18 protein-coding genes and 2 pseudogenes are annotated in these 22,563 nt (G+C 64.8%); 10 read left to right on the top strand and 10 right to left on the bottom strand.

From position 1 onward, the window contains the following. Window positions 1-3: 3 nt before the first annotated feature. Window positions 4-150, bottom strand: coding sequence for a hypothetical protein (locus DPV74_RS02085; RefSeq protein WP_166742094.1), 147 nt, complete (start codon window positions 148-150; stop codon window positions 4-6). Between DPV74_RS02085 and DPV74_RS02090 the strand changes: the two genes are divergently transcribed. After that, window positions 125-2,302, top strand: a complete 2,178-nt coding sequence (locus DPV74_RS02090) for an FUSC family protein (protein WP_091922926.1) — start codon at window positions 125-127, stop codon at window positions 2,300-2,302. The genes DPV74_RS02085 and DPV74_RS02090 overlap by 26 nt on opposite strands. Window positions 2,303-2,373: 71 nt before the next feature. Here the strand turns inward: DPV74_RS02090 and actP are convergent, their stop codons facing one another. Further along, the gene (gene actP / locus DPV74_RS02095) at window positions 2,374-4,050 is read right to left on the bottom strand and encodes a cation/acetate symporter ActP (protein ID WP_091922924.1); all 1,677 of its coding nucleotides are present in this window, start codon (window positions 4,048-4,050) and stop codon (window positions 2,374-2,376) included. Further along, entirely contained in the window at window positions 4,047-4,364 is a 318-nt protein-coding gene (locus tag DPV74_RS02100) for a DUF485 domain-containing protein (RefSeq protein ID WP_048027840.1), read from the bottom strand. Before DPV74_RS02100 ends, actP begins: the two co-directional genes overlap by 4 nt. A gap of 386 nt (window positions 4,365-4,750) precedes the next feature. Here DPV74_RS02100 and DPV74_RS42075 point away from each other — a divergent pair. Together DPV74_RS42075 and DPV74_RS41950 are read left to right on the top strand one after the other, a co-directional pair. Then, window positions 4,751-5,356 (top strand): annotated as a pseudogene (locus DPV74_RS42075) (LysR family transcriptional regulator); the annotation flags it as partial. A 22-nt stretch (window positions 5,357-5,378) separates the two neighbouring features. Beyond that, on the top strand, window positions 5,379-5,645 hold the full coding sequence (locus tag DPV74_RS41950) for a hypothetical protein (RefSeq protein ID WP_308355519.1): 267 nt from the start codon (window positions 5,379-5,381) through the stop codon (window positions 5,643-5,645). Between the two features lie 24 nt (window positions 5,646-5,669). Here DPV74_RS41950 and DPV74_RS02110 read toward each other — a convergent pair whose 3' ends face one another. The 4 genes from DPV74_RS02110 to DPV74_RS02125 form a co-directional block, all read right to left on the bottom strand. Then, window positions 5,670-5,816: a hypothetical protein gene (locus DPV74_RS02110; protein WP_177203669.1), complete on the bottom strand. Its 147-nt coding sequence runs from the start codon at window positions 5,814-5,816 to the stop codon at window positions 5,670-5,672. Window positions 5,817-5,912: 96 nt separating this feature from the next. Continuing rightward, window positions 5,913-6,413, bottom strand: a complete 501-nt coding sequence (locus DPV74_RS02115) for a BON domain-containing protein (RefSeq protein ID WP_240439901.1) — start codon at window positions 6,411-6,413, stop codon at window positions 5,913-5,915. Next, the gene (locus tag DPV74_RS02120) at window positions 6,397-7,335 is read right to left on the bottom strand and encodes a LysR family transcriptional regulator (protein ID WP_048027848.1); all 939 of its coding nucleotides are present in this window, start codon (window positions 7,333-7,335) and stop codon (window positions 6,397-6,399) included. The genes DPV74_RS02115 and DPV74_RS02120 overlap by 17 nt, the downstream gene beginning before the upstream one ends. 324 nt (window positions 7,336-7,659) lie before the next feature. After that, the gene (locus DPV74_RS02125; RefSeq protein ID WP_119336430.1) at window positions 7,660-10,425 is read right to left on the bottom strand and encodes a LuxR C-terminal-related transcriptional regulator; all 2,766 of its coding nucleotides are present in this window, start codon (window positions 10,423-10,425) and stop codon (window positions 7,660-7,662) included. A 340-nt stretch (window positions 10,426-10,765) separates the two neighbouring features. Between DPV74_RS02125 and DPV74_RS02130 the strand changes: the two genes are divergently transcribed. Then, entirely contained in the window at window positions 10,766-11,185 is a 420-nt protein-coding gene (locus tag DPV74_RS02130; RefSeq protein WP_091922922.1) for a nuclear transport factor 2 family protein, read from the top strand. Between the two features lie 77 nt (window positions 11,186-11,262). Here the strand turns inward: DPV74_RS02130 and DPV74_RS02135 are convergent, their stop codons facing one another. After that, a complete protein-coding gene (locus DPV74_RS02135; RefSeq protein ID WP_091922920.1) occupies window positions 11,263-12,930 on the bottom strand; it encodes a fatty acid--CoA ligase in 1,668 nt (555 codons plus the stop codon). 397 nt (window positions 12,931-13,327) lie between these two features. Here DPV74_RS02135 and hchA point away from each other — a divergent pair, with 397 nt between their 5' ends. Continuing rightward, on the top strand, window positions 13,328-14,209 hold the full coding sequence (hchA, locus tag DPV74_RS02140; protein ID WP_059696909.1) for a glyoxalase III HchA: 882 nt from the start codon (window positions 13,328-13,330) through the stop codon (window positions 14,207-14,209). Between the two features lie 276 nt (window positions 14,210-14,485). Here the strand turns inward: hchA and DPV74_RS02145 are convergent, their stop codons facing one another. After that, window positions 14,486-15,007 (bottom strand): TetR/AcrR family transcriptional regulator, encoded by a 522-nt coding sequence (locus DPV74_RS02145; RefSeq protein WP_240439902.1) that lies wholly within the window; start codon window positions 15,005-15,007, stop codon window positions 14,486-14,488. A 154-nt stretch (window positions 15,008-15,161) separates the two neighbouring features. Here DPV74_RS02145 and DPV74_RS02150 point away from each other — a divergent pair, with 154 nt between their 5' ends. From DPV74_RS02150 to DPV74_RS02165, 4 genes and pseudogenes are all read left to right on the top strand, one after another. Next, window positions 15,162-16,139 (top strand): alpha/beta fold hydrolase, encoded by a 978-nt coding sequence (locus DPV74_RS02150; protein WP_205571877.1) that lies wholly within the window; start codon window positions 15,162-15,164, stop codon window positions 16,137-16,139. A gap of 11 nt (window positions 16,140-16,150) precedes the next feature. Beyond that, window positions 16,151-17,530, top strand: coding sequence for an MATE family efflux transporter (locus tag DPV74_RS02155; RefSeq protein ID WP_091922914.1), 1,380 nt, complete (start codon window positions 16,151-16,153; stop codon window positions 17,528-17,530). A 54-nt stretch (window positions 17,531-17,584) separates the two neighbouring features. Then, on the top strand, window positions 17,585-18,745 hold the full coding sequence (locus DPV74_RS02160; protein WP_119336425.1) for a thiolase family protein: 1,161 nt from the start codon (window positions 17,585-17,587) through the stop codon (window positions 18,743-18,745). A gap of 53 nt (window positions 18,746-18,798) precedes the next feature. Continuing rightward, a pseudogene (locus DPV74_RS02165) lies at window positions 18,799-19,077 on the top strand (DNA cytosine methyltransferase); the annotation flags it as partial. Between the two features lie 36 nt (window positions 19,078-19,113). On the opposite strand, the gene DPV74_RS02170 reads toward DPV74_RS02165, so the two are convergent. After that, on the bottom strand, window positions 19,114-20,232 hold the full coding sequence (locus tag DPV74_RS02170; protein ID WP_091922912.1) for a LuxR family transcriptional regulator: 1,119 nt from the start codon (window positions 20,230-20,232) through the stop codon (window positions 19,114-19,116). Window positions 20,233-20,468: 236 nt separating this feature from the next. Between DPV74_RS02170 and DPV74_RS02175 the strand changes: the two genes are divergently transcribed. Next, window positions 20,469-22,550 (top strand): hypothetical protein, encoded by a 2,082-nt coding sequence (locus DPV74_RS02175; RefSeq protein WP_091922910.1) that lies wholly within the window; start codon window positions 20,469-20,471, stop codon window positions 22,548-22,550. The last annotated feature ends 13 nt before the right edge of the window (window positions 22,551-22,563 follow it).

A 22,563-nucleotide genomic window follows, 5' to 3' on the forward strand; every position in this document is an offset into this window, starting at 1 on the left:
CGATCACATCGATCCTGATCCCGAAAAAGCGTTTAACACCACGCGCAATACTCGAACGCACCTCCGGAAAATACAATCACGGTCGTCCTGTCGCCGCACGCCTGCATCGCGCACCACATCCATCATGTCTTCGCCGCTCTCCAGATTCATGTCATCTATTTCGGATCCCAAAACAGGCATCGCCGATGCGGCCCGTCATTGGGCCGGCACGAGCGGCGTCACCTGGCTGTACATCTTCAAGACCCTGCTCGCCGCGCTGCTGGCGCTCGGCGTGGCGATGAAGCTCGAACTCCCGATGCCGCGCACGGCGATGACGACGGTCTTCGTGCTGATGCAGCCGCAAAGCGGCATGGTGCTCGCCAAAAGCCTGTACCGGATCTGCGGCACGATCGTGGGCCTGCTGGCCATGCTGGTGCTGATCGGCCTGTTCGGTCAGGTGCCCGAACTCTTCCTCGGCGCCACCGCGCTCTGGATCGGCATGTGCACCGCAGGTGCCGCGCGAAACCGCAACTTCCGGACCTATGGATTCGTGCTCGCCGGCTACACGGCCGCGCTCATCGGCATCCCGTCATGGCAGCATCCGGACGCGGCCTTTCTTTCTGCGATGACGCGTGTGACGGAGGTGACGATCGGCATCCTGAGTTCGGGCGCGGTCAGCGCGCTCGTCTTTCCGCAGCATGTCAGCGAACAGATCAGCCGCGTGAACCGCACGCGGTTCACCGCGTTCGCGGACGATGTGCTGTCGATTCTGTCCGGCCGGATCGACCGGTCGTTTCTCGAGGCGCTGAGCGTGCGCATCGTCGACGAGACCGTGAGCGCGGAAGCCGCGCGCAGCGCAGCGGTGTTCGAAGGCCCCGACACGCGCTTGCGAAACGGCCGCCTGACGCGGCTCAATGCGGAGCGCATGGCGGCATCGACGCGATTGCACGCATTGAGTCAGCTGATCGCCCGGCTGCGTGTCGCGCGAGCCGATGAGGTGCTGACGGAGATCGACGCACTGATGGCCGGTATCGCAGAGCCGCTCCGACTCATACGGCAGGACGCGACGCACGCCGACGATATCGACGCCTTCGCCGCGTCGCTGGCCGCCACGCTCGAGCACTGCCGCACGGCGCTGCCCGGACGCGCGCAGTCGGCGCGAGACCGGCTCGGCAGCGGCGCGACCGCGCTCGATTTCGACACGGCGGTCGACCTGCTCGACCGGTTCCTGGGCAGCTATGTCGCCTATGCGAGCACCTATCTGTCGCTGAACGCCACCGCGCACGAGCGCGAACAGTGGGTGACGCCCTACGAGCCGCGCACCAATCCGCTCATCGCGGCAGTCGCCGGCGTCCGCGCGATGCTGCTGACGCTCGTGCTCAGCGCGTTCTGGATCGCGACCGCGTGGCCGTCGGGCGCCCTGCTCGTGCTGAACGGCGGTGCCATCTGCGCGCTGGTCGCGTCCTCCGCGCACCCGTCTCGCACCGCGTTCCAGATGGCGATCGGCACCGCGTTCGCGTCCGTCGTCGGGCTGATCGTCATGTTCGTCGTCTATCCGGTCATCGACGGCTTCCCGCTGCTCTGCGTGGTACTCGCCGCGCCGCTCGCATTGGGATGCTGGATGACGACGCGCGCGTCGCTGGCCGGGTACGGCATCGGCTACTGCATCTATTTCTGCTTTCTGACCGGCCCCGACAATGTCGTCGCCTACGATCCGACCTCCTTCATGAACGACGCGATCGCGCTGGTCCTGTCCATGCTGATGGCGTCCGTCGCGTTCGAGCTGTTCCTGCCGCCGACGATGCGCGGGTTGCGCCGGCATCTGCTGGCCGACCTGCGCAGGCAGGTCGTGTTCGCATGCACCGATTCGGTCGCAACGCTGCGCACGCGCTTCGAAAGCCGCACGCGCGACCTCATGTATCAGGTCCGGTCGATATCGCGTGACGACCCGGTGGCAAACGGCGAGTCGGTCGAATGGTTTCTGTCCGTCCTCGAGATCGGCTCGGCCGTCGCGGACCTGCGCGACGCAACGGCCATCGAGGCGGCACGAACCGCGCCGGACGCCGCACCGGCCTGGCTCGACGATTGCGCATCCGCGTGCCGCGCGATCCGGCTGCTGTTCGAGGCGCCGACACCGAAGGCCAGCGCTGCTGCCACGCACGCGGTACAGGTTGCAATCGCCACGCTGCAACGGACGATGCAGACCGCCGATGCGGCAAGCCCGTCCGCGCCCCGCCTTCAGACGGTGCTCGGCAGCCTGCATTTCATTCACAGCGCACTCGCGGCACCCGACTCGCCGCTCTCCGCTTTCCGCCCGCACTGACCACGCGTCGGCACCCGCCGCGCACACCGGCTCGTTCACCGGCGCGCGGCGGGCGACGCGGTTCACTCCGGTCAATGCTCGACGGCCCGTTCCGCACCGAGCCCGGTCTGGGCGCGCACGAACTGGGCGTCGAACGCATGCCGCTCCGCGTCGGCCTTCGAACTGCGATCGAGTGTCGACATCACGTAGCTCGCCAGGAACGCCAGCGGCATCGTAAACAGCGCCGGATGATCGTACGGGAACACGGCAGCCGGATGCCCGAGCACCGACTTCCACACCGCCGGCGACAGAATGACCAGCGAGACCGACGATACGAGCCCGACGACGCCGCCGCAGACGGCCCCGCGGCTCGTCAGCCCCTTCCAGTACATCGAAAGCACGAGCGGCGGAAAATTCGCCGAAGCGGCAACGTTGAACGCCAGTGCCACGAGAAAAGCGAGGTTCTGCCCTTTGAACAGCATGCCGAGCACGACGGCCACGGCGCCGATCGCCAGCGTCGTCCACCGCGTGACGCGGATTTCATCGGCCCCGCTCGCCCGGCCCTTGCGCAACACGCCCGCATAGAGGTCGTGCGATACGGCCGACGCACCCGCCAGCACCAGGCCCGACACCACGGCCAGGATGGTGGCGAACGTCACCGCCGCGAGGAAACCGAGGAACAGGCTGCCGCCCGTCGCGTCGGCGAGATGCATCGCCACCATGTTGCTCCCGCCGCGCAGCACGCCGCCCACGCGTCCGCCCTCGAAGAACTGCGGATCGGTGCCGACGATCACGACGCTCGCGAGCCCGATGACGAACATCGCAATGAACATGAAGCCGATGCACGTGCTCGCCACGAATACGCTCTTCCTGGCTTCCCGTGCATTCGGAACGGTAAAGAAGCGCATCAGCACGTGCGGCAGTCCGGAGAGCCCGAACACTGTTGCGAGCGACATCGAGACGGCCGAGACGGGGTCCGAGAACAGGCGGCCCGGCTCCATCAGCGCGTTCCCCGCGTGGTGTACCGAGATCGCCGACCGCGCAAGCCGTTCGAAGCTGAAACCGAAGTGACCGAGCGCCAACAGCGTCAGCAACGTGCCGCCGAACATCAGCAGGACGGCCTTGATGATCTGAACCCACGTCGTCGCGATCATCCCGCCGAACGTCACGTAGACGATCATGAGACACCCGACGCCGATGACCGCATAGTTGTAGTCGATGCCGAACAGCAGCTGAACGAGTTCCCCCGCGCCGACCATCTGGACGATGAGATAGAAGAACACGACCGTCAACGAACTGACCACGCCCATCCAGCGCGTGCTGACCGGATCGAGCCGATAGGCGATGATGTCGACGAACGTGAACCGGCCGAGATTGCGCAGTCGTTCGGCCATGAGGAACAGCATCACCGGCCATCCGATGAAGAATCCGACGACATACAGCAGGCCATCGTAGCCCTTCGCGTAGACGAGACTCACGACGCCGAGCAACGTCGCGGCGGACATGTAGTCACCGGCGACCGCAAGGCCGTTCTGAAGCCCGCTGATTCCGCCGCCGGCGGTGAGGAAGTCGTTGACCGTCCTGGTACGGCGCGCCGCCCAGTACGTGATGCCCAGCGTCATGCAGACGAACACCATGAACATCGCGATGGCGGCCGGATTGAGCGGCTGACGCTGCCCCGCCTCCACGGCGGGGCCGGCCCACGCAAGGCCCCCCGGCGCGGCGGCAAGCACGAATGCCGCGGTCGAAACGCGTGCGATCGGTTTCATTGCCCCACCTCGCCCAGCAATTCGCCGGTCAGACGTTCGAACCGGTCATTCGCGACGCGGACATACAGCCACGTCAGCCCCCATCCCGCAACGATCACGGCGATCGCGAAGATCACGCCGACGGTCGTGACACTGCCAGCCCACGCGGCGCTGCGCAACAGGTCGGGCCGCAACGCGACCAGCGCAATCAACCCGAAATACGCGCCCAGCACGATGACCATCGACACCCGGCCCAGGCGTGCGCGTTCGTCGACCAGCTCTCGAAACTTCGCGTGCTCCCGGATACGTGAAACTGCGCTTGCATTCAACGTCATATGTCTCCTCCATCGCCAGTTTTGAGAATCGGGATCGCTTGTGTATCCGTCATCCCGTCAATCGATTCGTCGTCCGTAAGATAGGGTTCACTTCCTTGCCCTGTCGGCCTTCGCTGCGCGATCGCCAGGACGACCGAGCTTATTTCCGCCATCGGCGAATAGCAGCCCCCACAGGTGGGGGGCATCGGCGCGCTCACGTGTCCCCCGGGGAAACACCGACTGTTCCCGTCGACGACCGTCACTCGGGGCTCGCGCGCGCACGGAATCCCGGGGCGAGCGGCGCGAGGCGAACCGCCCCCCCGTCCGGGGGGGGAAAAAACGTGTCTTCGCGCGGTATTTCTCACGAATCGCCGCTGCTGCCGCGCCATCCTTTCATTCGCGACGTCATGAACCTTTTCCGTACCGACCTGAACCTGCTGGTGGTACTCGAGCGCATCTACGCCCAGCAGAGCATCACGCGCGCGGCGCAGCAGCTCAGCCTCAGTCAGTCGGCGGTCAGTCATGCGCTGAACCGGCTGCGCGAGTTGCTCGGCGACCCGCTGTTCGAGCGCCACGGCAATGCCATGATGCCCACCCCGTTCACGAGAGCGATCATTGCGCGCGTGCGCAACGGCCTGCATACGCTCGAATGCACGCTGCATGAAGCCAGCCGGTTCGATGTCGCGACGACGATCAGGCGTTTCACGATCGGCATCCTCAATGCGCAGGAACCGGTGGTATTGCCGGCCATCGCGCAATACGTCGCGCAGCACGCACCGTCGATCGATATCGCCGCGGTGCAACACGACCGGCGCGCGATAGAGGCCGACCTGCTCACGGGCTCGCTCGATGCCGTGATCGACGTGCTGCTGCCGCACCCGCAATCCGTCCGCAGTACCCGGCTGTCGACCGACCGGTACGTCGTGCCGTGCCGGCGCGATCACCCGCGCGTCGGCCAGCGCCTCGACCTCGACGCCTATCTCGCCGAAGAGCACGTGCTCGTGACGAGCCGGCAGCGCGGCGGAGGCGTCGAGGATGCCGCGCTCGTCAGGCTCGGCGCCGAACGCCGCGTGCCGCGTCGTCAACCAGACCGACCTGCTGCTGACCATGCCGGAGCGGTACGCGCGGCTGCTCAACGAGATGTGCGGCAACCGGATGCTCGAATGCCCGTTCGACGCGTCGATCGATACCTATCTCTACTGGCACGCGAATGCCGATGCCGATCCCGCGAATGGCTGGCTGCGTCGGCAACCGGGCGACATATTCGATCCCGTTCGCGCGGACACGGCGAGCCACCCGTGATGCGGTGCCTCGCCGGCCGCTCGCTCACCCGCGCATCTCGCGCCGCAGGATCTTCCTCGTCATGGTCTTCGGCAGTTCGTCGATGATCTCGACGATGCGCGGATACTTGTATGCCGCCATCCGCTCCTTGCAGTAGGCGACCGGCTCGTCGGGCGAGACTTCGGCATGCACGCGGCGGGTCGAATGCAGCGCCCTGCATGGCGAAGATCCTCCGGATGCGAACATCCGGAGGATCCGGTATCGCTCAGCAATGCGGCATACGCCGCATCACTGCCCGCCTTCCATGCGCAACTGAAGCTTGCTGGTCACCGACGTGACGCCCGGCACCTGACGAGCCGCTTCCACCGCGGCCTTGTCCTGCGACTCGTCGGTAATCAATCCCGCCAGCGTCACTTCACCCGTCTTTGCCTTGGCAAAGACGGTGACCTGTGCATTGCCGATCCCGTGCGCTTTCACGATCGCCTGACGGACCTTCTTCGAAAATGCACGGTTTTCCAGGCGCTCGGCCTTCTTGGCCGATCGCGACGGGGCAGCCGTCTGCGTGGCCGTTTGCGTGTCGGGGGTGCCGGATTGCGCGTAGGACGTGACGGACGTCAATGCGACAAAACCGGCGACAACGATCATAAGGCGTGACTTCATCATCCTCTCCTCAATTTGAACGAACGGGAAACTACGGGTGGGTGGGTACTCGAATCGGGCCCGGTATTGCGCCTGCGTCGCGCCGGCCACTGCCGGTTGCAGTGCGCAGGCCTTATGCGGCAATCGCATTCAACGCACCTTCGTCGGCTTCCAGCGCCGGCGAAAGCGTCATGCGCAGATGCTCGAGAAATGTCCGTATCTTCGCGTCCATGAACTGCCGGGATACGTACATCGCGTAAACGTCGAGCATCGTCAGGCGGTAACCCGGCAACACCCTGACGAGTTTCCCGCTCCGCAGATCGTCAATGACGGAGTAAATCGCCAACGACCCGATGCCCATGCCGGCACGCAACGCGATCGCCAGAGCTTCCGGTGCATTCGCCTGGAACGGGGCCGAGAGAACGGAGTGTGATTCCACCTCGCCGCGCGTGCCATGAAGCAACCATTCATCGTTCGAGTCGGCCGGCGTGTCGAGGCGCAAGCACGTATGATCGGCAAGGTCCGCCGGCTTCGACGGGGTGCCATGCCGGTCGAGATAGTCCTGCGACGCGACCAGCACGCTGTAGCACCTTCCGTAGGTATGCGCGATGTATCCCGAATCGGGAAGACTCGACGCCGCGACCACCGAAATGTCGTAGCCGTCTTCCACCAGGTTCGGCATCCTCTGCGAATAGGTGATGTCGACGGCCACCTCGGGAAAAGCCGCCTGATAGGTGACGACGGCCTCGGTGACATGGCTTTGCCCCAGGCCCGGCATCGTGTGCACGCGCAACCGCCCGTATGGCCGGACGAGTGCGTTTCTCGCCTCGGCATTCGCCTGGTCGACATCGCCGAGGATGGCCAGCAGGCGCTCGAAATAACGCCGTCCGCTGTCGGTCAGCGAAATCCTCCGGGTCGTTCGATTCAACAAGCGGGTCTGTGCATATTCCTCGAGGCCGGATACCGCCCGCGATACCTGTGCAATCGCCACATCGGTCTGTTTCGCCACTGCCGTAAAGCTGCCGGCCTGCACGACGCGCACAAACGTCCGCATGTTCTCAAGGATGTCCATTTCGACCCATCATCCAGTGCTGCATCCACGCGACACGCCAGCGAGGTGCGGCGACGCGTTCGGTGTCACCGATTGTCCGGCATTCCGCGCCGACACTTCAGCCCCCCGGTCGGGGGGCTGAAGTGTCGGTCGATCATGTGGAATGCTTGGCGTTTGCGTCAACGCGCTGATCGCGCAGACGCACCGGTCGCGATCCGATATGACCACGGAACCTCATTCGCACGAGCGTGGCGCGCGCATCGTGACGAACGAACAGTCCGTACACCTATGGGTCGACGGTCGATGTCCGGATCGGTGGCTATATCGCCTGCGGGCGCAAGCAGTTCATTCGCCGCCTGGGCGCGTGCGGGACGCTTCGAGCGCCAACCCGCTGCGCACGGCCTGGATGCGCGACGTGACGTTGAGTTTTTCGAAGATGTTCTTCAGATGCCACTTGATCGTCTCCGGCGCGACGCGCAGCGCACGGGCGATTTCCTTGTTCGAGAGCCCGCGCGCGACGTAGTCGAGGATCTCGACTTCCCGAGCGCTCAGGTTGCCGGCCACGCCGGGCCGCCCGGCCGGCGTCGCGCTCGCGGCGCGCGGCGCGTCGAACGCGCGCGTCAGTTCGCGCGGATACCACGCCCCGAGCGCCGGAAATCGCTCGAGCCGGTTCTGCACGCGCGCCAACATGCGCTCGACCGGCGGACCTTCGTCGACGAAGGTCCGCACGAGCCCGTTGCCCTGACCGTATTCGAGCGCGCGGGCGAGTATCGCGAGCGCCGTCTCTTCGTCGCCCGCCTGTTCGCACGCGAGCGCGCGCAACACGGCCGCCTGCGCCGCCAGCCAGTCGAACCCGCGGGCAGCAAGCAACTCGTGCACGGTCGCCATGACTTGCGCGGCCTCGTCCGCGCGCGCATCGGCAAGCAGCAGGCGCGCACGTGCGGATTGCGCCATCTGCCATGTCTCGACCTGGCTCGACGTTTCTTCCGGCGGCGCCTCCGACACCAGCGACGCGAGCGCCCGCCCCACGCGATGCGCCTGCGTCGGCTTCCCGGCATGGAGGTGAAGCCGGATGCCGGTCGCCATGCATGCAACGCGCAGCCGCAGCCATTGCCGGCTGCATGCGATGTGATCGGCCTCGTCGAGCAGTTCGTGCGCGCGCGCTTCGTGCCCGGCCTGGAACTGCAGCAATGCGGCGGTCTGCACGAACCTGAGCAGCGGCCCCAGCGAACACGCCTGCATCGCGATGTCGAAGCGGTCGGCCTGCGCGTCGCGCACCTTTTGCCAGTCGTTCCATTCGTAGTAAATGGCCGACAGGTAACCGGACGACAGCGCCGTCGCCGCCGACAGGCGCCCCGCCGCCCGCTCCGCGGCACGCAACGCAGTTTCGAACGTCTTCGACGCGTCGTGCAAGCGGCCGGCGACGAACTCCGCGAGGCCGGACATGTTCTGGCGATACACGTTCGCAAACAGCGGTTCGTGGCCGGACGCCGCGCGCTCGGCCCGCGCCCGGAGGTCCAGCGCGTCGTCGAGGCGGCCCGCGTACCCGAGCCCGAAACTCAGCGCGGTCTGCCCGATCTGCTCGACCCACGAACCGGACGGCGGGCCGGCCGCGAGTACGCGCTCGCCCAGGTGCAGCGCCTCGATGCTGCGATCCGACAGCGCGACGATCAGCGAGCGGACGGCCATCAGCTCGGTCGCCGTGACGGCATCGGTGTCGAGCCGCCCCGCGTCGATGTCGGCTTCGAGCGCATCGAGTGCGTGCCGCGCGTCGATGATCTGCATCGCCAGTGCCAGCGCCCAGGCATGCGCGATCCGCAGCCGCAACCGGCCTGCCAGCGCCTGCCCGGGCAGGCGCGACACCCAGTCGAGCACGGTGCGCACGTCGCTCGACGCGATCAGCTTCATCGCGCATGCCTCGACCCAGGCGGCGGCCGCGTCGAAATCGCCGGCTGCCAGCGCGTGCCGGACGGCGTCCGGCCACTGCCGCTCCGCCGCATACCACTCGCTCGCACGGCGATTGAGCGTCGCCACCGCATCGGGCTCACGCAGCGCCAGTTCCTCGCGCAGGTACTGCAGAAACAACGCGTGATAGCGATAACGCTGGCGGTCGCCGTCGATCGACCGGATGAAGAGGTTATGCCCGACCAGCCATTCGAGGCAGCCGAGCGCATCGTCCCGGCCGGTCAGCGCATCGCACAGTGCCGGCGTCATCCGGTCCAGCACGGCCGTGTGCAGCAGAAAGCGCCGGATCGCGGCCGGCACCTGCGTCATCACGTTCTCGTTCAGGTACGCGGCGATGCCGGCCCGGGCATGGCTGACCTGTTCGGCCACGCGCGCCGCATCGTTGTCGTCGTTCAATGCAAGCGCCGCGAGTTGCAGGCCCGACACCCAGCCCTCGGTGGCCGCACGCAGGCGCTCCACGTTTTCCGCGTTGAGCGGCTTGCCGGCGATCAGCTCGAAGAACGAGCGCGTTTCCGTATCGTCGAAACGCAAGTCGTTCTCGTCGATTCGCACGAGCTGGTCGCGCGAATCGAAGTAGCTGAGCGGCAGCGCCGGTGCCGAACGGCACGACAGCACGACGTGAAGGTTCGACGGCGCGTAGCGCAGCAGACCGAACATCGCGTCGTGGATGACCGGCGACACGAGGCGATCGAAGTCGTCGAGCATCAGGAACAGTTCGACACCCGAACTTTCCAGCTCGTTGAGCAGTTCGTCGAACACGACCTTCAGCGGAATCAGTGCGCGGTCGCGCAGCATCTGCCGGGCATGCGCGCCGACCCCGCCCGTCGCGTCGACGATTGCCGCGACGACGTAGGACGAAAAGATCGACGCGTTGTCGTCGTCCTGGTCGAGGCTCACCCACGCGACCTTCCTGCCCGATTCGACCAGCGTGTTGCGCCATTCCGCCAGCAGCGTCGTCTTGCCGTACCCGGCAGGTGCGCAGACGAGCGTCAAACGGCGATCGAGGCCGCGGCGCAGCCGCCCGAGCCGCGTGATGCGCGACACGATCCCGCTGGCCGACGGCGGCGCGAGCTTGGTGCGCACGAGCACTTCGATCGTGTCGGCGTCCGCCGGGCTGGTTGATCGTCTGTTGTCCCTCGGCGTCATGCTGTTCACGTTCTCCTCGCGCACTGCGCGTATCCGCCCGGCAGGAAAAAGCACCGCCGGCCGCCCGGCCGGATGCCCGGCCACGGCCCGCGGCGCTCCGCAACAGCATAGCGAGTCGGCGCCGGCCGTCAAAAGTAGGTGATGTCCGTACCGCTCCGCCCGCTCGCGGCGCCGCGTCGCGGTCGGCTCCAAAGGACCCGCATTGTTCTTGAACGGGCGCACGATGTTCAGCCCCCCATTCGGGGGGTACCTCGCACGACAATGTCGTTTCATTCTGGCAACTCGGCATCGCGGGCGACCCGCGCCGCCACCGACGCTGCGCTTTCCCCCAGGAGCCGCCATGAACAGTCGCGACGCCGTCGCCGCGTTTTTTGACCGGTATCGCCGGCATGACATCGAAGGGATGCTCACGCTGTTCGCGCCGGATGCCACCCTCGACTACGTGCCGATCGGCGTGACCGGCCGGGCGGACGTACAGGGCAAGGCCATCTGGGCGGCGCTGCTGGACGCATTTCCGGACCTGCACAACGAGGTCGGCGCCATTCATGCGGACGACGCCGGCCGTCACGCCACCGCCGAAGTCACGATCGGCGGCACGCAGGTGCGCGAATTCGCCGGCATCCAGAACCGCGGACGCACGTTCTCCCTCCGGCATGCGTTCGTGTTCGAGTTCGATACCGACGGCCGGATCGAGCGGCTCGCCGCCTACTGGGACAACGTCCGGCTCTTCGAGGATCTCGGCAAGACGACCCTCGGGTGACGTCCTCCGGAGGATTCCGTCGTGCCGCCCCGGCGCCGCACCGCAAGTGCGAGCGGCGCCCGGCGGCCACGCCGCACTCAGTCGGGCTCGTAGCGCTCGCGCAGCGCGCGCTTGTTGATCTTCCCGACGCTCGTCTTCTCGATCGCGTCAACGATCAGCAGGCGCTCCGGCACCGCATAGCGCGAGATCAGCCCGCGGTCGGCCACCTGCTTCACATGCGCCTGCAACTCCGCCGGCCCGACGCGGCCCACATGCTCGTCAGCCAGCACGACGAGCGCGAGCGGACGCTCGCCCCACCGCGCGTCCTTCACGCCGATCACGGCCGATTCCCGGACGGCCGGATGGCGCGACAGGATGTCCTCGAGCTCGAGCGACGACACCCATTCGCCGCCCGTCTTGATCACATCCTTGATCCGGTCCGTGATCTGCAGCCGACCGTCCTTGTCGATCACGCCGATGTCGTTCGTATGAAGATATCCGCCGGCCCACAGCGCGGCCGATGCCGCCCCGTCGCCGAGATAACCCTGCGTCGCCCACGGCATCCGCACGACGATTTCGCCCGCCGAGCGGCCGTCGTGCGGCACGTCGCGAAATTGGGCGTCGACAATGCGCAGGTCGACGAGCGGCAGCGGCAAGCCTGCCTTCGTCCGGCGCGCGATATCGTCGTCGTCCGTCGTGCAGCCGGCCCCGGGCGGCGGATCGACCTGCGCGATCGTCATCAGCGGGCAGGTTTCGGACATGCCGTAACCCGTGTACACCTCGATGCCGCGCGCGAGTGCCGCCCGCGCCAGCCCCTCGGGCAGCGGCGAGCCGCCCACGATCACCTTCCACGACGACAGGTCGATCCCGGCCAGCGCCGGGCTGTCGAGGATCATCGCAAGCAGCGTCGGCACGCAGTGCGAGAACGTCACCGATTCGCGCGCGATCAATGCGAGCAATCCGTCCGGCGAATAGCGCCCCGGATAAACCTGCTTGAGGCCGAGCGCGGTCGCGATATACGGAATGCCCCACGCGTGCACGTGGAACATCGGCGTGATCGGCATGTAGACGTCGTCACGATGGATGCGGCCGCGATCGCGCGCGCTCGACAACGCCGCCATGCCGGCCAACGTGTGCAGCACGAGCTGGCGATGGGTGAATGCCACGGCCTTCGGCAGCCCCGTGGTACCGGTCGTGTAGAACGTCGTCGCGCGGGTCTGTTCGTCGAAATCGGGGAACACGAAATCCGGCGGGCTGGCGCCGACCCAATGCTCGTACTCGTCGACGAACCCGTCGGGAAGGTCGATCTCGGCTCCGTCGCCGATCAGCACGAACCGTCTCACCGTTTCGAGCCGGTCGCGAATGCCGGCGAGCATCGGCAGAAAGTCGCGATGCACCAGTGCAACCTGCGCCCCCGAATGATTGAGGCTGTACAGGAGCTGATCGGGAGACAGCCGAACGTTGGCGGTCATCAGCACCGCCCCCATCATCGGAATCGCGAAATAGCACTCGAGATAACGATGGCTGTCCCAGTCCATCACCGCGACCGTATCTCCGGCCCCGACGCCGATCGACGACAACCCGCTGGCGAGTTGACCCAGACGATGGCGGAAGGTCCAGTAGTCGTGGCGCACCTGGTCGCCGTAAACGATTTCCTGTTCCGGCCGCGTCGCCAGCGGGGTGTGAAGCAATTGCTTGACCAGCAGCGGATACGTGGACGCGGACGGCAATGGCTCATCCCGGGAGCCGGAATGCGAAGGGTTCATGAGAGTCTCCGTGAGCGGCGACGTGGCCCGATTCAAGGTTTCTGGCGGCCATGCAGGCCGTCGCCAACGCCGGTTTGCGTCGGCCAGGGTGACAGTCAAGATACCGTACCGGCATGCGCCGGACACCCCCACGTTTTGGGGGGGACAAGCCGTCCTGGCGGATCGGCCATGCCGCGATCGATCGCGCGGGCGGCAACCCACCTGATCGGGGGGGCAATTAATCCCGGCCGCGTTGTAAGATTTCCGGGCATGCTCGCGCGGCCTGGCGAAATCGCCGTCTTCGCCTCGAAGTGCAAAGGAGACCTACCGAGCAGACTCGAAGGCCTCCGTCGGCTGAGCACGGCCAATCGTCGACGCCAGACCGATTCCTGAACCCAGTCCAGTGAAAGGAGCAGTTATGACCACCGAGCCGCAGCAAACGGACAAGATCCCCTCGCCCGATCCGGCCGAGAACAATGCGTACTTTCCGTCGCCGTATTCGTTGTCGCAATACACGTCTTCAAAGACCGACTTCGACGGCGCGCATTACCCGAACCCGTACAAGGGCGGCAAGTGGAAGGTCCTGATGATCGCCACGGACGAACGCTACGTCCTGATGACGAACGGCAAGATGTTCTCGACCGGCAATCATCCGGTCGAGATGCTGCTGCCGATGCATCACATGGATCAGGCCGGCTTTGAAATCGATGTCGCGACGCTTTCGGGCAATCCCGCCAAGCTGGAGCTGTGGGCCATGCCCGGCGACGACGAGGCCGTGCAGTCCACGTACCGGAAATATCTGCCGAAACTCAAGACGCCGCTCAAATTGTCCGACGTGCTCGAGAAGGACCTCGGCGCCGATTCGCCGTACATCGCGGTGTTCATTCCCGGCGGCCACGGCGTGCTCGCCGGGATTCCGCACAGCAAGGAAGTGAAGCGAACCCTCAAGTGGGCGCTCGACAACGACCGGCACATCATCACGCTGTGTCACGGCCCGGCGTGCCTGCTGTCGGCGGCCGTCGACGAGGATCCGCAAAACTATCCGTTCAAGGACTACGAGGTTTGCGTGTTCCCGGATGCCCTCGACAAGGGGCCGAATCTCGATATCGGGTACATGCCGGGCCCGCTGCCGTGGCTCGTCGCCGAAAGCCTCGAAAAACTCGGCGCCAAGGTGTTGAACAAGGACATGACGGGCCGGTGCCATCAGGACCGGAAACTGATCACGGGCGATAGCCCGCTTGCGTCCAACAACATCGGCAAACTGGCCGCCGCGGCACTGCTGAAGGAAGTCGGGAACTGACGACCGGCGTGCATCGCGCAATTGCACTGGTGTTACGCGTCACCGGTGCAATTGCTGTTGTCATCGGCGCCGGCAACAGGCAACTGTTTCCCCGGGACGGGTGCGCTACGCGTTCGATCCGTCGGCAAAACCTTCGTCGAGCATGGGTGCGCTTCAATGTCGACTAAACCGCAATCCCCGATTTGATTGGCTTCGTTTGATGCGTGTGCTCACGCAGCATCAGGATCATTCGAGAATACCGAGGATGCCAAATCATCGAGAAAAGCCATTCCCGCGTTATCTGCACAGCGCATCCCGAGCAGCCTCGAGTATTTCTTCCGACAGCGCCTCGTTATCGACCACGCGCGACATCATCAGCGCACCGATCATGGCTGACGCGGCCGCCAGCGACTTGCCACGCTTGCTTGCTTCCGTGCCGCCCAACTGTGCATCGATGAGACCTACGAGACGGAGAAACCCGTCCGTCGCGACTTGCCGCGTGCGCGAATCGGCTCTCGCCATATCTCCACCCAGCGCCGCAAACGGGCAGCCTATCGACATATTGTCGCGATGCGCGACCGACAGGTAACGCTCCGCAATCTCCCGGCGCGCCTCACGAGGCGGTTTCCCCTGCACGAACGACTCGAGCGTCCCGTACAGCGTCGCGCTGGCAACATCGCATGCTTCCGCCACGAGATGGTCCTTCGACTCGAAGTGCCGATAGAACCCGCCCGGGGTCAAGCCGGCAGCCGACATGATGTCGGCAATCCCCGCACCTACCACCCCCTTCTCGCGAAACTCCCTTGCAGCGGTTTCCACGATTCGCTTGCGGGTCTCGCTTGCCTCTTCCCTCGACTTTCTCATATCGATCTTGCGCCTGAGCGCTCCGTGTAAAACTTCCCGTTGACACTTAGAGTGTATTCATACTCTAATTGGATGTCGACCATACTCTTATTTACCCAAGGGGGCGGAAGTGGGACAGGACTGGAAACATGGATACGTCCATACCAACGGCATTCGCATGCACTATGTGGAGCAGGGATCCGGGCCGCTGATCCTGCTCTGTCACGGGTGGCCTGAATCGTGGTTTTCGTGGCGCCATCAGATCGCGCCATTGGTGCGGGCCGGGTACAGGGTTGTCGCAATGGATCAGCGAGGCTACGCCGACACCGATGCACCGCAAGCAATCGACGCATACAACGTCCTGAATCTCGTTGCGGACCTGGTCGGCCTGGTTCATGCGTTGGGGGAAGAACACGCGATTCTCGTCGGGCACGATTGGGGATCCATGGTCGCAGCGTCCGCCGCACTGCTTCGTCCCGACATGTTCCGCAAACTGGCTTTGCTGAGCGTGCCGTACCTGCCGCGCCAGACACTGCGGCCGGCCGTCCGCTTTCAATTGCTCACGCAGGAGCAGCATTTCTATCAACAGTATTTTCAGGAACCGGGGCGGATCGAGCGCGAGCTCGAAGCCGACGTTCGCCGCGCTTTGCTGGGCATTCTGTATTCGGCCTCGGGGCAGGCTCGCTCGAGTGAAAAACACCGCCATTCCAGCTTCGTCCGTTTCGACAAGGCCAGTCGTCTTGTCGACAGTCTCGTGTTCCCCGACGAGCAACTCGCCTGGCTGACGACGGAGGAACTCGACTACTTCACGGCTCAGTTCAAGGTGTCGGGTTTCCGGGGCGGCATCAACTGGTATCGGAACTTCGATCGGAACTGGGAGCTGACGCCGTTCCTGGACGGCGCGCGCATCCTCCAGCCCACGGTCTTCATCGCCGGTGAACTGGATGGCGTGCTGAAGATGGCGAAGGACGAATACGAGACGCTCGAACGCAACGTGCCCAACCTGAAGGGAAAACACCTGATCGCCGGAATCGGTCACTACGCGCAACAAGAAGCGCCGGACGCAGTCAATCAGTTGCTGCTGTCGTTCCTGTCCGACCGGGGATAGGGACGAAGCATATGGATCAGACTTCAAACAAGCCCGATGCCGGCGCGCTACGTCGCGCCCGCATTCTGGGCGGCCCCCTGTTTCGAACCCTGCTGTCGCTCGGGGTGACCACCATGGCCGTATTGATCGCCCAGACATTCGTCGGCGTGCTGGAGACGTGGTACGTAAGTTTTCTCGGTACCGATTCGTTGGTCGGCGTGTCGCTTGTCTTCCCGATCTCGATGTTGATGACGATGATGTCCAACGGCGGCATTGGAGGTGGCGTTGCGTCCGCCGTGGCTCGAGCAATTGGCGGCGGCAAACGGCGCGACGCCGATGCGCTCGTCCTGCATGCGGTTGTCGTGGCCGTGGCACTCGGCTGCCTTTTCACGATATTGGCGTGGTGCTACGGTCCCGAGTTGTATACCGCGCTCGGCGGCCGGGGGCCGGGACTCGCCGCGGCGGTGACCTATTCGAACTACGTATTCGCCGGCGCCATACCGGTCTGGATCGTCAACTTGCTGTGCGCAGCCCTGCGAGGTAGCGGGAACGTCAAGATTCCCGCGATCACGACTTTCGCCGGCGCACTGGTGCTGATTCCGCTTTCGCCTTTGCTGATTTTCGGCATAGGCCCTGTACCCGGCCTGGGCATTGCCGGTGCGGGTATTGCCGTCTCCCTCTATTACAGCATCGCCGCCGTCGCGCTCCTGATCTACATGGCCAAGGGGCGCACCGGATTGGTCCTGACACGCGCGCCGCTGAATCTGCGTTTCTTTTCGGACATTCTTCGGGTTGGTGCGCTCTCGTCGATAGGCGCACTGCAACTGAATCTGATGGTCGTATTGCTGACCGCGGTGGTCGGGCGTTTTGGCCAGGCTGCGCTGGCCGGCTACGGCATCGCTTCACGACTCGACTACGTCTTGATACCGCTGCTGTTCGGTCTAGGTACCGCCGTGCTGACCGTCGTCGGAACATGCATGGGAGCCGGCGACATCGCGCGGGCCCGACGAGCCACTTGGCTCGGTATTGCGATGGGAGCCGGCTTCACGCAGATCATCGGGTTGATCGTCGCCATCCATCCCCCCGTCTGGCTGGGCCTGTTCACGCATGACACGGCCACGACACACTTCGGGGGCCTCTATTTAAGGACCATCGCGCCACTCTACGGTCTGGTCGGCGTGTCTTTCATCCTCTCGTTTGCGGCCCAGGGTATCGGCCGTCCTTTCTGGACAATCCTGGGTGGAACGGCTCGCTTGCTCATTGCGGCCGGTGGTGGATGGCTGGCCGTCAATCAGCTGGGGGGCGGCATGGGCACGCTGTCCGCCTTCGTCGCGGCGGGGACGATCGGCTCAGCGCTGGTATGCGCGGCCACGATGGTGCCCAAACGTATCTGGACTCGGGTCGAGGTGTGACGGATCGCACAACGACCCGCCGTTATCGATCGGCTATATCTGGAGAATGGTGAAATGAATCGTACCGTCATCGCTGGTTATGTGCGCACGCCTTTCGCATTTGCACGCAAGGGACCCTTTCACGCAACGCGGCCGGACGATCTCGCCGCCGTCGCACTTGCCGAACTGGTCCGACGCAGCGGAATCGATCCGCACCTGATCGAGGATGTACTGATGGGGTGTGCCTATCCCGAGGGCGCTCAGGGAGACAACGTCGCACGTATCGCATCGCTGCTCGCGGGACTGCCCGTTCAAATCGGTGCCGCGACGGTCAATCGCTTTTGCGGCTCGTCGATGTATGCCATCCACATGGCGGCCGGACAGATAGCCATCGGTACCGGCGAAGCGTTCATCGCGGCCGGTGTCGAGAGCATGACGATGGTGCCGCAAGGCGGCTTGTCGGCGTCTCCTAATCCGCGTTTCGCGTCGAGAGAACATCCCGATGCAGACGTTCCGACCCAGGCGTACACGCCAATGGGCATCACTGCCGAAAACGTGGCGGCACGCTGGGCTATTTCGCGTGAGCAACAAGACGCGTTCGCCGTCGAGTCTCAGCGCAAGGCTTCGCGTGCGCAAGCCGAAGGTCGTCTGGACGATGAGCTCGTGCCGGTTATCACGCCCGACGGCACCGTGGTCGATCGCGATCTTTGTCTGCGTCCGCAGACTTCGCTCGAAGGGCTCGCTGCGCTGAAACCTGCGTTCGGGGAAGGCGGTACCGTAACGGCGGGTACTGCCTCGCCTTTGACGGATGGTGCCGTTGCCGTACTCGTCACGTCGGAAGCATTCGCGCGACAGCATGGGCTCGACATGCTCGCCCGCGTACGGTCGACCGCAATTGCGGGCCTTGAACCCGAAATCATGGGGATGGGGCCGGTACACGCGACCCGCAAGGCACTTGCGCGTGCCGGCCTGCGCATCGAGGACATGGATGTGATCGAAATCAACGAAGCTTTTGCCTCGCAAGCGATCGCATGCATGCGCGAGCTCGGCATCCATCCCGATCGAACCAATATCGACGGCGGAGCAATCGCGCTTGGCCATCCGCTCGGCGCAACAGGCGCACGGATCACGGCCAAGGCAGCGACGCTACTGCGTCGTGTCAATGGTCGTTACGCGCTTGCCACGCAGTGTATCGGTGGCGGACAAGGGATCGCGACTGTTCTCGAAGCGTTGTAGTCACCCGTTCGATACTCGCCCTGCAGGCTGCGCTCCACGCGCAGCCTTGAACGTGGCGCGAAGCGGCCGCCACGGACATCCATGTCGCTGCCGGCAACCAGCATCCGCACTGCGTGTTCATCTCCTCGCCGTGCAAGGGCGCATCGGGCAGACGTGTGAAGCACGGAAGGAAGACCCGGTGGAACTCATCGTGTTCGAGAACGTGCCACGGCTCGCGACGCGGGCGCCACCTGCTCGACCAGATTAGGCGGATCCTGCGCCACTACAACTACACCGTGAACGAGACGACACACGACTGCGGCGAGATCGACGGTCTCGCGCAGAGCCGGAAAGCGACTTATCACCACCCGGCGAGCGGTTTCGAAGCATCAATCACCGCGCGAATGCCGAGGTAGCACCCAGAGCATCCGTCCCACTGCCTCGGCCTGGTTCCGGGTGTGCGTCTTCTCGTAGATCGCGCGCAACTGGGTGCGAATGGTCGCGAGCGACACGCCCGCGCTGGCCGCGCATTCGTCCGGCGTCTTGCCACCGATCAACGCTTCGGCGACGGCGGCTTCCGCGCTCGACAAGCCGAACGCCTGTCGTAGCTGTTGCGCGGCGACGAGCGGCGCCCCGCTACGTTGCCTGGCCGTGACCAGCAGCGTCGCATCGCCGAGAACGGCATGCCGCCCGTGTCCGGACATAGCGGCGATGCTCAGAAAGACTTCGTGCGCGGCGTTCACGGTGCTGGACAGGGCCAGACTCTCGCTTTTGCGGGTTTTCGCGACACGCCCCAGCGCCGCCTTGAGCGCGTCATTCTGAGGCGCACTTACCGCGCCAAGATGACCGTTCTCGAGCCTGATCCAGGTGGCCGCGCGGAGCATCGCTTCGGCCGCCCTGTTGACGAACACGATGCGTGCATGCCGGTCCAGCGCGAAGACGGACAAGCCCAGTTCCTCCATCAGTTCGGTACCGAGTGCCGCATCGTGATGCAGTACCCTGGCGTCCTGCCACAGGTTGATCGAACGTTGCAGATGCCCGGCCATGCCGGTCAGCGTCGCACGCTCTTCCGGTGAATAGGGCGGGCGCCCGTGCGCGCGCAACAGCCCGAGCAAGATGTTGTCGCTACCGGGGCGGGCGAACCGAATGCCCATCAGATAGCGAATGCCCGACGGAATCTGATAGTCCTGGAAGAATTCGCTGCGTTCGATATCGCGCTCGGTCAGGTGATCCTGGCAGCAAACGAATTCGCCTAGCGGTGCATTCTCCACGAAGCCTCGGCGTGGATCGAGCGCGCCGTAATACTGGTCGTAGAGCGCGACGATCTCGTCGAATTCCGCGCGCGGTGAATAAATCGAGAATTTCGGCGCATTGCGTGCGACGTCCCAACTGAACATGTGAAATACATTTGCACCGAGGCTTTCGGATACCCGGTGAAAGACTTCGAGAAAACCATCCGGATGCAGCGCGGCCTCGTAGAGGTCCCCGATGAGTTGGTCACGGTGCATGCTCCCCCCGTCGCTTCGCGATCTTCGTATGTTGATTTTGTCTGACGATATTGCTTCGAATACCGAATGTTTTCAGGCTAACACAGGTTATTTGCATGCAGTGCCATGTTATTTCCTGATTTTCATCCACCTGAATGATGATCAAAAAAAATGGCTTTGCGAGAATCCCGGCCATTCAGCGTGCATGAGCAGTGCATATGGCACGTATCAACCAGCAGGCTCTCGGGGAAAAAACAATGAAGCTCACACCTATCGTATCCGGTATTGCAGTGCTCGTCCTGTCGGCTTGCGGCGGCGGTAGCAGTTCGTCCTCGTCGCCTGCCGAACCAACAGCACAGACGGTCAGCGGGGTCGCGGCCGCCGGCGCGGCGATGCAGGGTTCCACCGTGAAGCTGGTCGATGCGACCGGCAAAGCGGTAGACTGCCCGGCCGATGCGTCGACCGGCGCGTTTCATTGCACCGTAACGGGCTTGAGCGCGCCGTACGCATTGTCCGCGTACGGCAACGTCGCCGATTCGCAAGCCACGCTGATCGCGCTCAGCGCGAAAGCCGGCACGCAGACCATCAACATCACGCCGATCACGAACGCAATCGCCGCCACGATCATCGGCGACAACCCGACGAAGCTGCTCGCCGACACCGGCTTGCTGCAGAGCAAAGTCACCGCGCAGGCAGTTGCGAGCACCGTGCAAGCGTATTCGTCTGCGCTATCGGACCTGCTGGCCGCGACCGGCAATACGGGTGTCGACCTGATTTCCGGCCCGCTGACCGCCGGCGCACCGGGCCTCGACCGGCTGCTCGACCAGGTGAAGGTCAACGTGCTGCCGGATGGCGGCGTCCAGATCAGTTCGGTGGCAGGCGCGTCCAGCGATACGCCGGTACAGCTTCAGCTAGCACCTGGTGTCGCGCCGCAGGCCGGCGACAAGGCGAGCCTGCCGGCCGCCGCGACCATCAACGGTGCGGTAGTGTCGAATTTGCCGAGCGCCAGCGATCTGGCCGCATTGCAGACCACACTCAACCAGTGCTTCGCCGGCTCGACCGGCACCGCGCGAACGGGCGGCAGCGTAGCGGCGTGCGGCCGGATCTTCGTGGACGACGTCGCATCGAGTGCGCTGAACGCCGGCGTGCCGGCTGCATATCTCAACAACGGGATGTCGGCCGACCAGGAGTTCGGTGCAGTGGCCGGCAGAACGCCGGGGATCGTCGCCGACGACGCAATGAACAACGCCAGCTTCAGCTTGCCGGAAGTCATCCGCGTCGTTGCCGGTGACACGATGTGGGTCAAGCTCGCGTGGACGCGCAGCGATGGCATTCGCGACGGCATGCAGCAGCATGTGCAACTGGCGGTGCGGGCGGGCAGTCTCGCGAGCGGCGACAACGGCTGGCGCGTGGTCGGCAATCAGCGCGCGGTATTGAGCAAGGTGAACGCGAACGCACAAAAATGGGACTGGCTGAATCCGGCCAACCCGTCGACGGGAACCAATGCATTCGTCGATTCGCTCAACCTCCAGGTGGGCGCTGTCGATGCGACCGGTACCGCCGTGGACTTCGCGATCGTGAACGGCCCCGGCTTGCGCAACGGCGTGTTCCTGCAGCCGTCGAGCGGCACCTGCGACACCTTGAACATCCGGGCGCAGATCGCGAGCGGGCAGACTCCGGCGCAGCTTGCCGCGCTGGCGAAGAATGCGCAGTGCCGCAACAATTTCCGCCTCGCCGGCGTCGCGCAGGATCCGGCCACCCAGGGCCAGTTCACGTGGCCCGGCGACGCGCCGCGCAACAATACCGCGTGGGCGAAACCGCAACTGAGTGCCGCCGAGCTGGCCGACATCAAGCCGTTCAGCGCCTATACGATCGACGTATATCAGAACGGCAACACGTCGACACCAGCCAAACACTACACGGTTCGCTTGCGTACGCCGTCGCCGCTTCCCGAAGCGCTGCGCCAGTACGCGTGGCACGAGCTGGCACAATCCACGCGCGACAAGCTGACGCCGGGCACTGCCGATACATTCGTGGGCGGCACGACCTTTCCGCTGGCCTGGACGTCGAAAGCCGGACTGCCGTTCGTCAAGCGCGGCAACGTGCAGATTCGCGCAACCGCGGCCGGGCAGACGGCGGCGACGTTCGTCAATGGTTCGGCATCGGCGTTGCCGGTCCAGCCGGGCGCTGCGGTGACGCTCAACGTGCCGGGCGACCAGGGCGTGGCGTTTCCGTCGGTCGCCGGCTGGACCGGCAGCACGGACTTCTCGTTCGTGAATTTGAACTGGTCCGATCCGGTCGACACGCTCTTTACCGAGTCCTTCGAGTACGACCGGTAACGGGAGGCTCAAA

It is taken from the genome of Burkholderia sp. HAN2018 (assembly GCF_024704855.1).
GTDB classification, from domain to species: Bacteria; Pseudomonadota; Gammaproteobacteria; order Burkholderiales; family Burkholderiaceae; genus Burkholderia; species Burkholderia cepacia.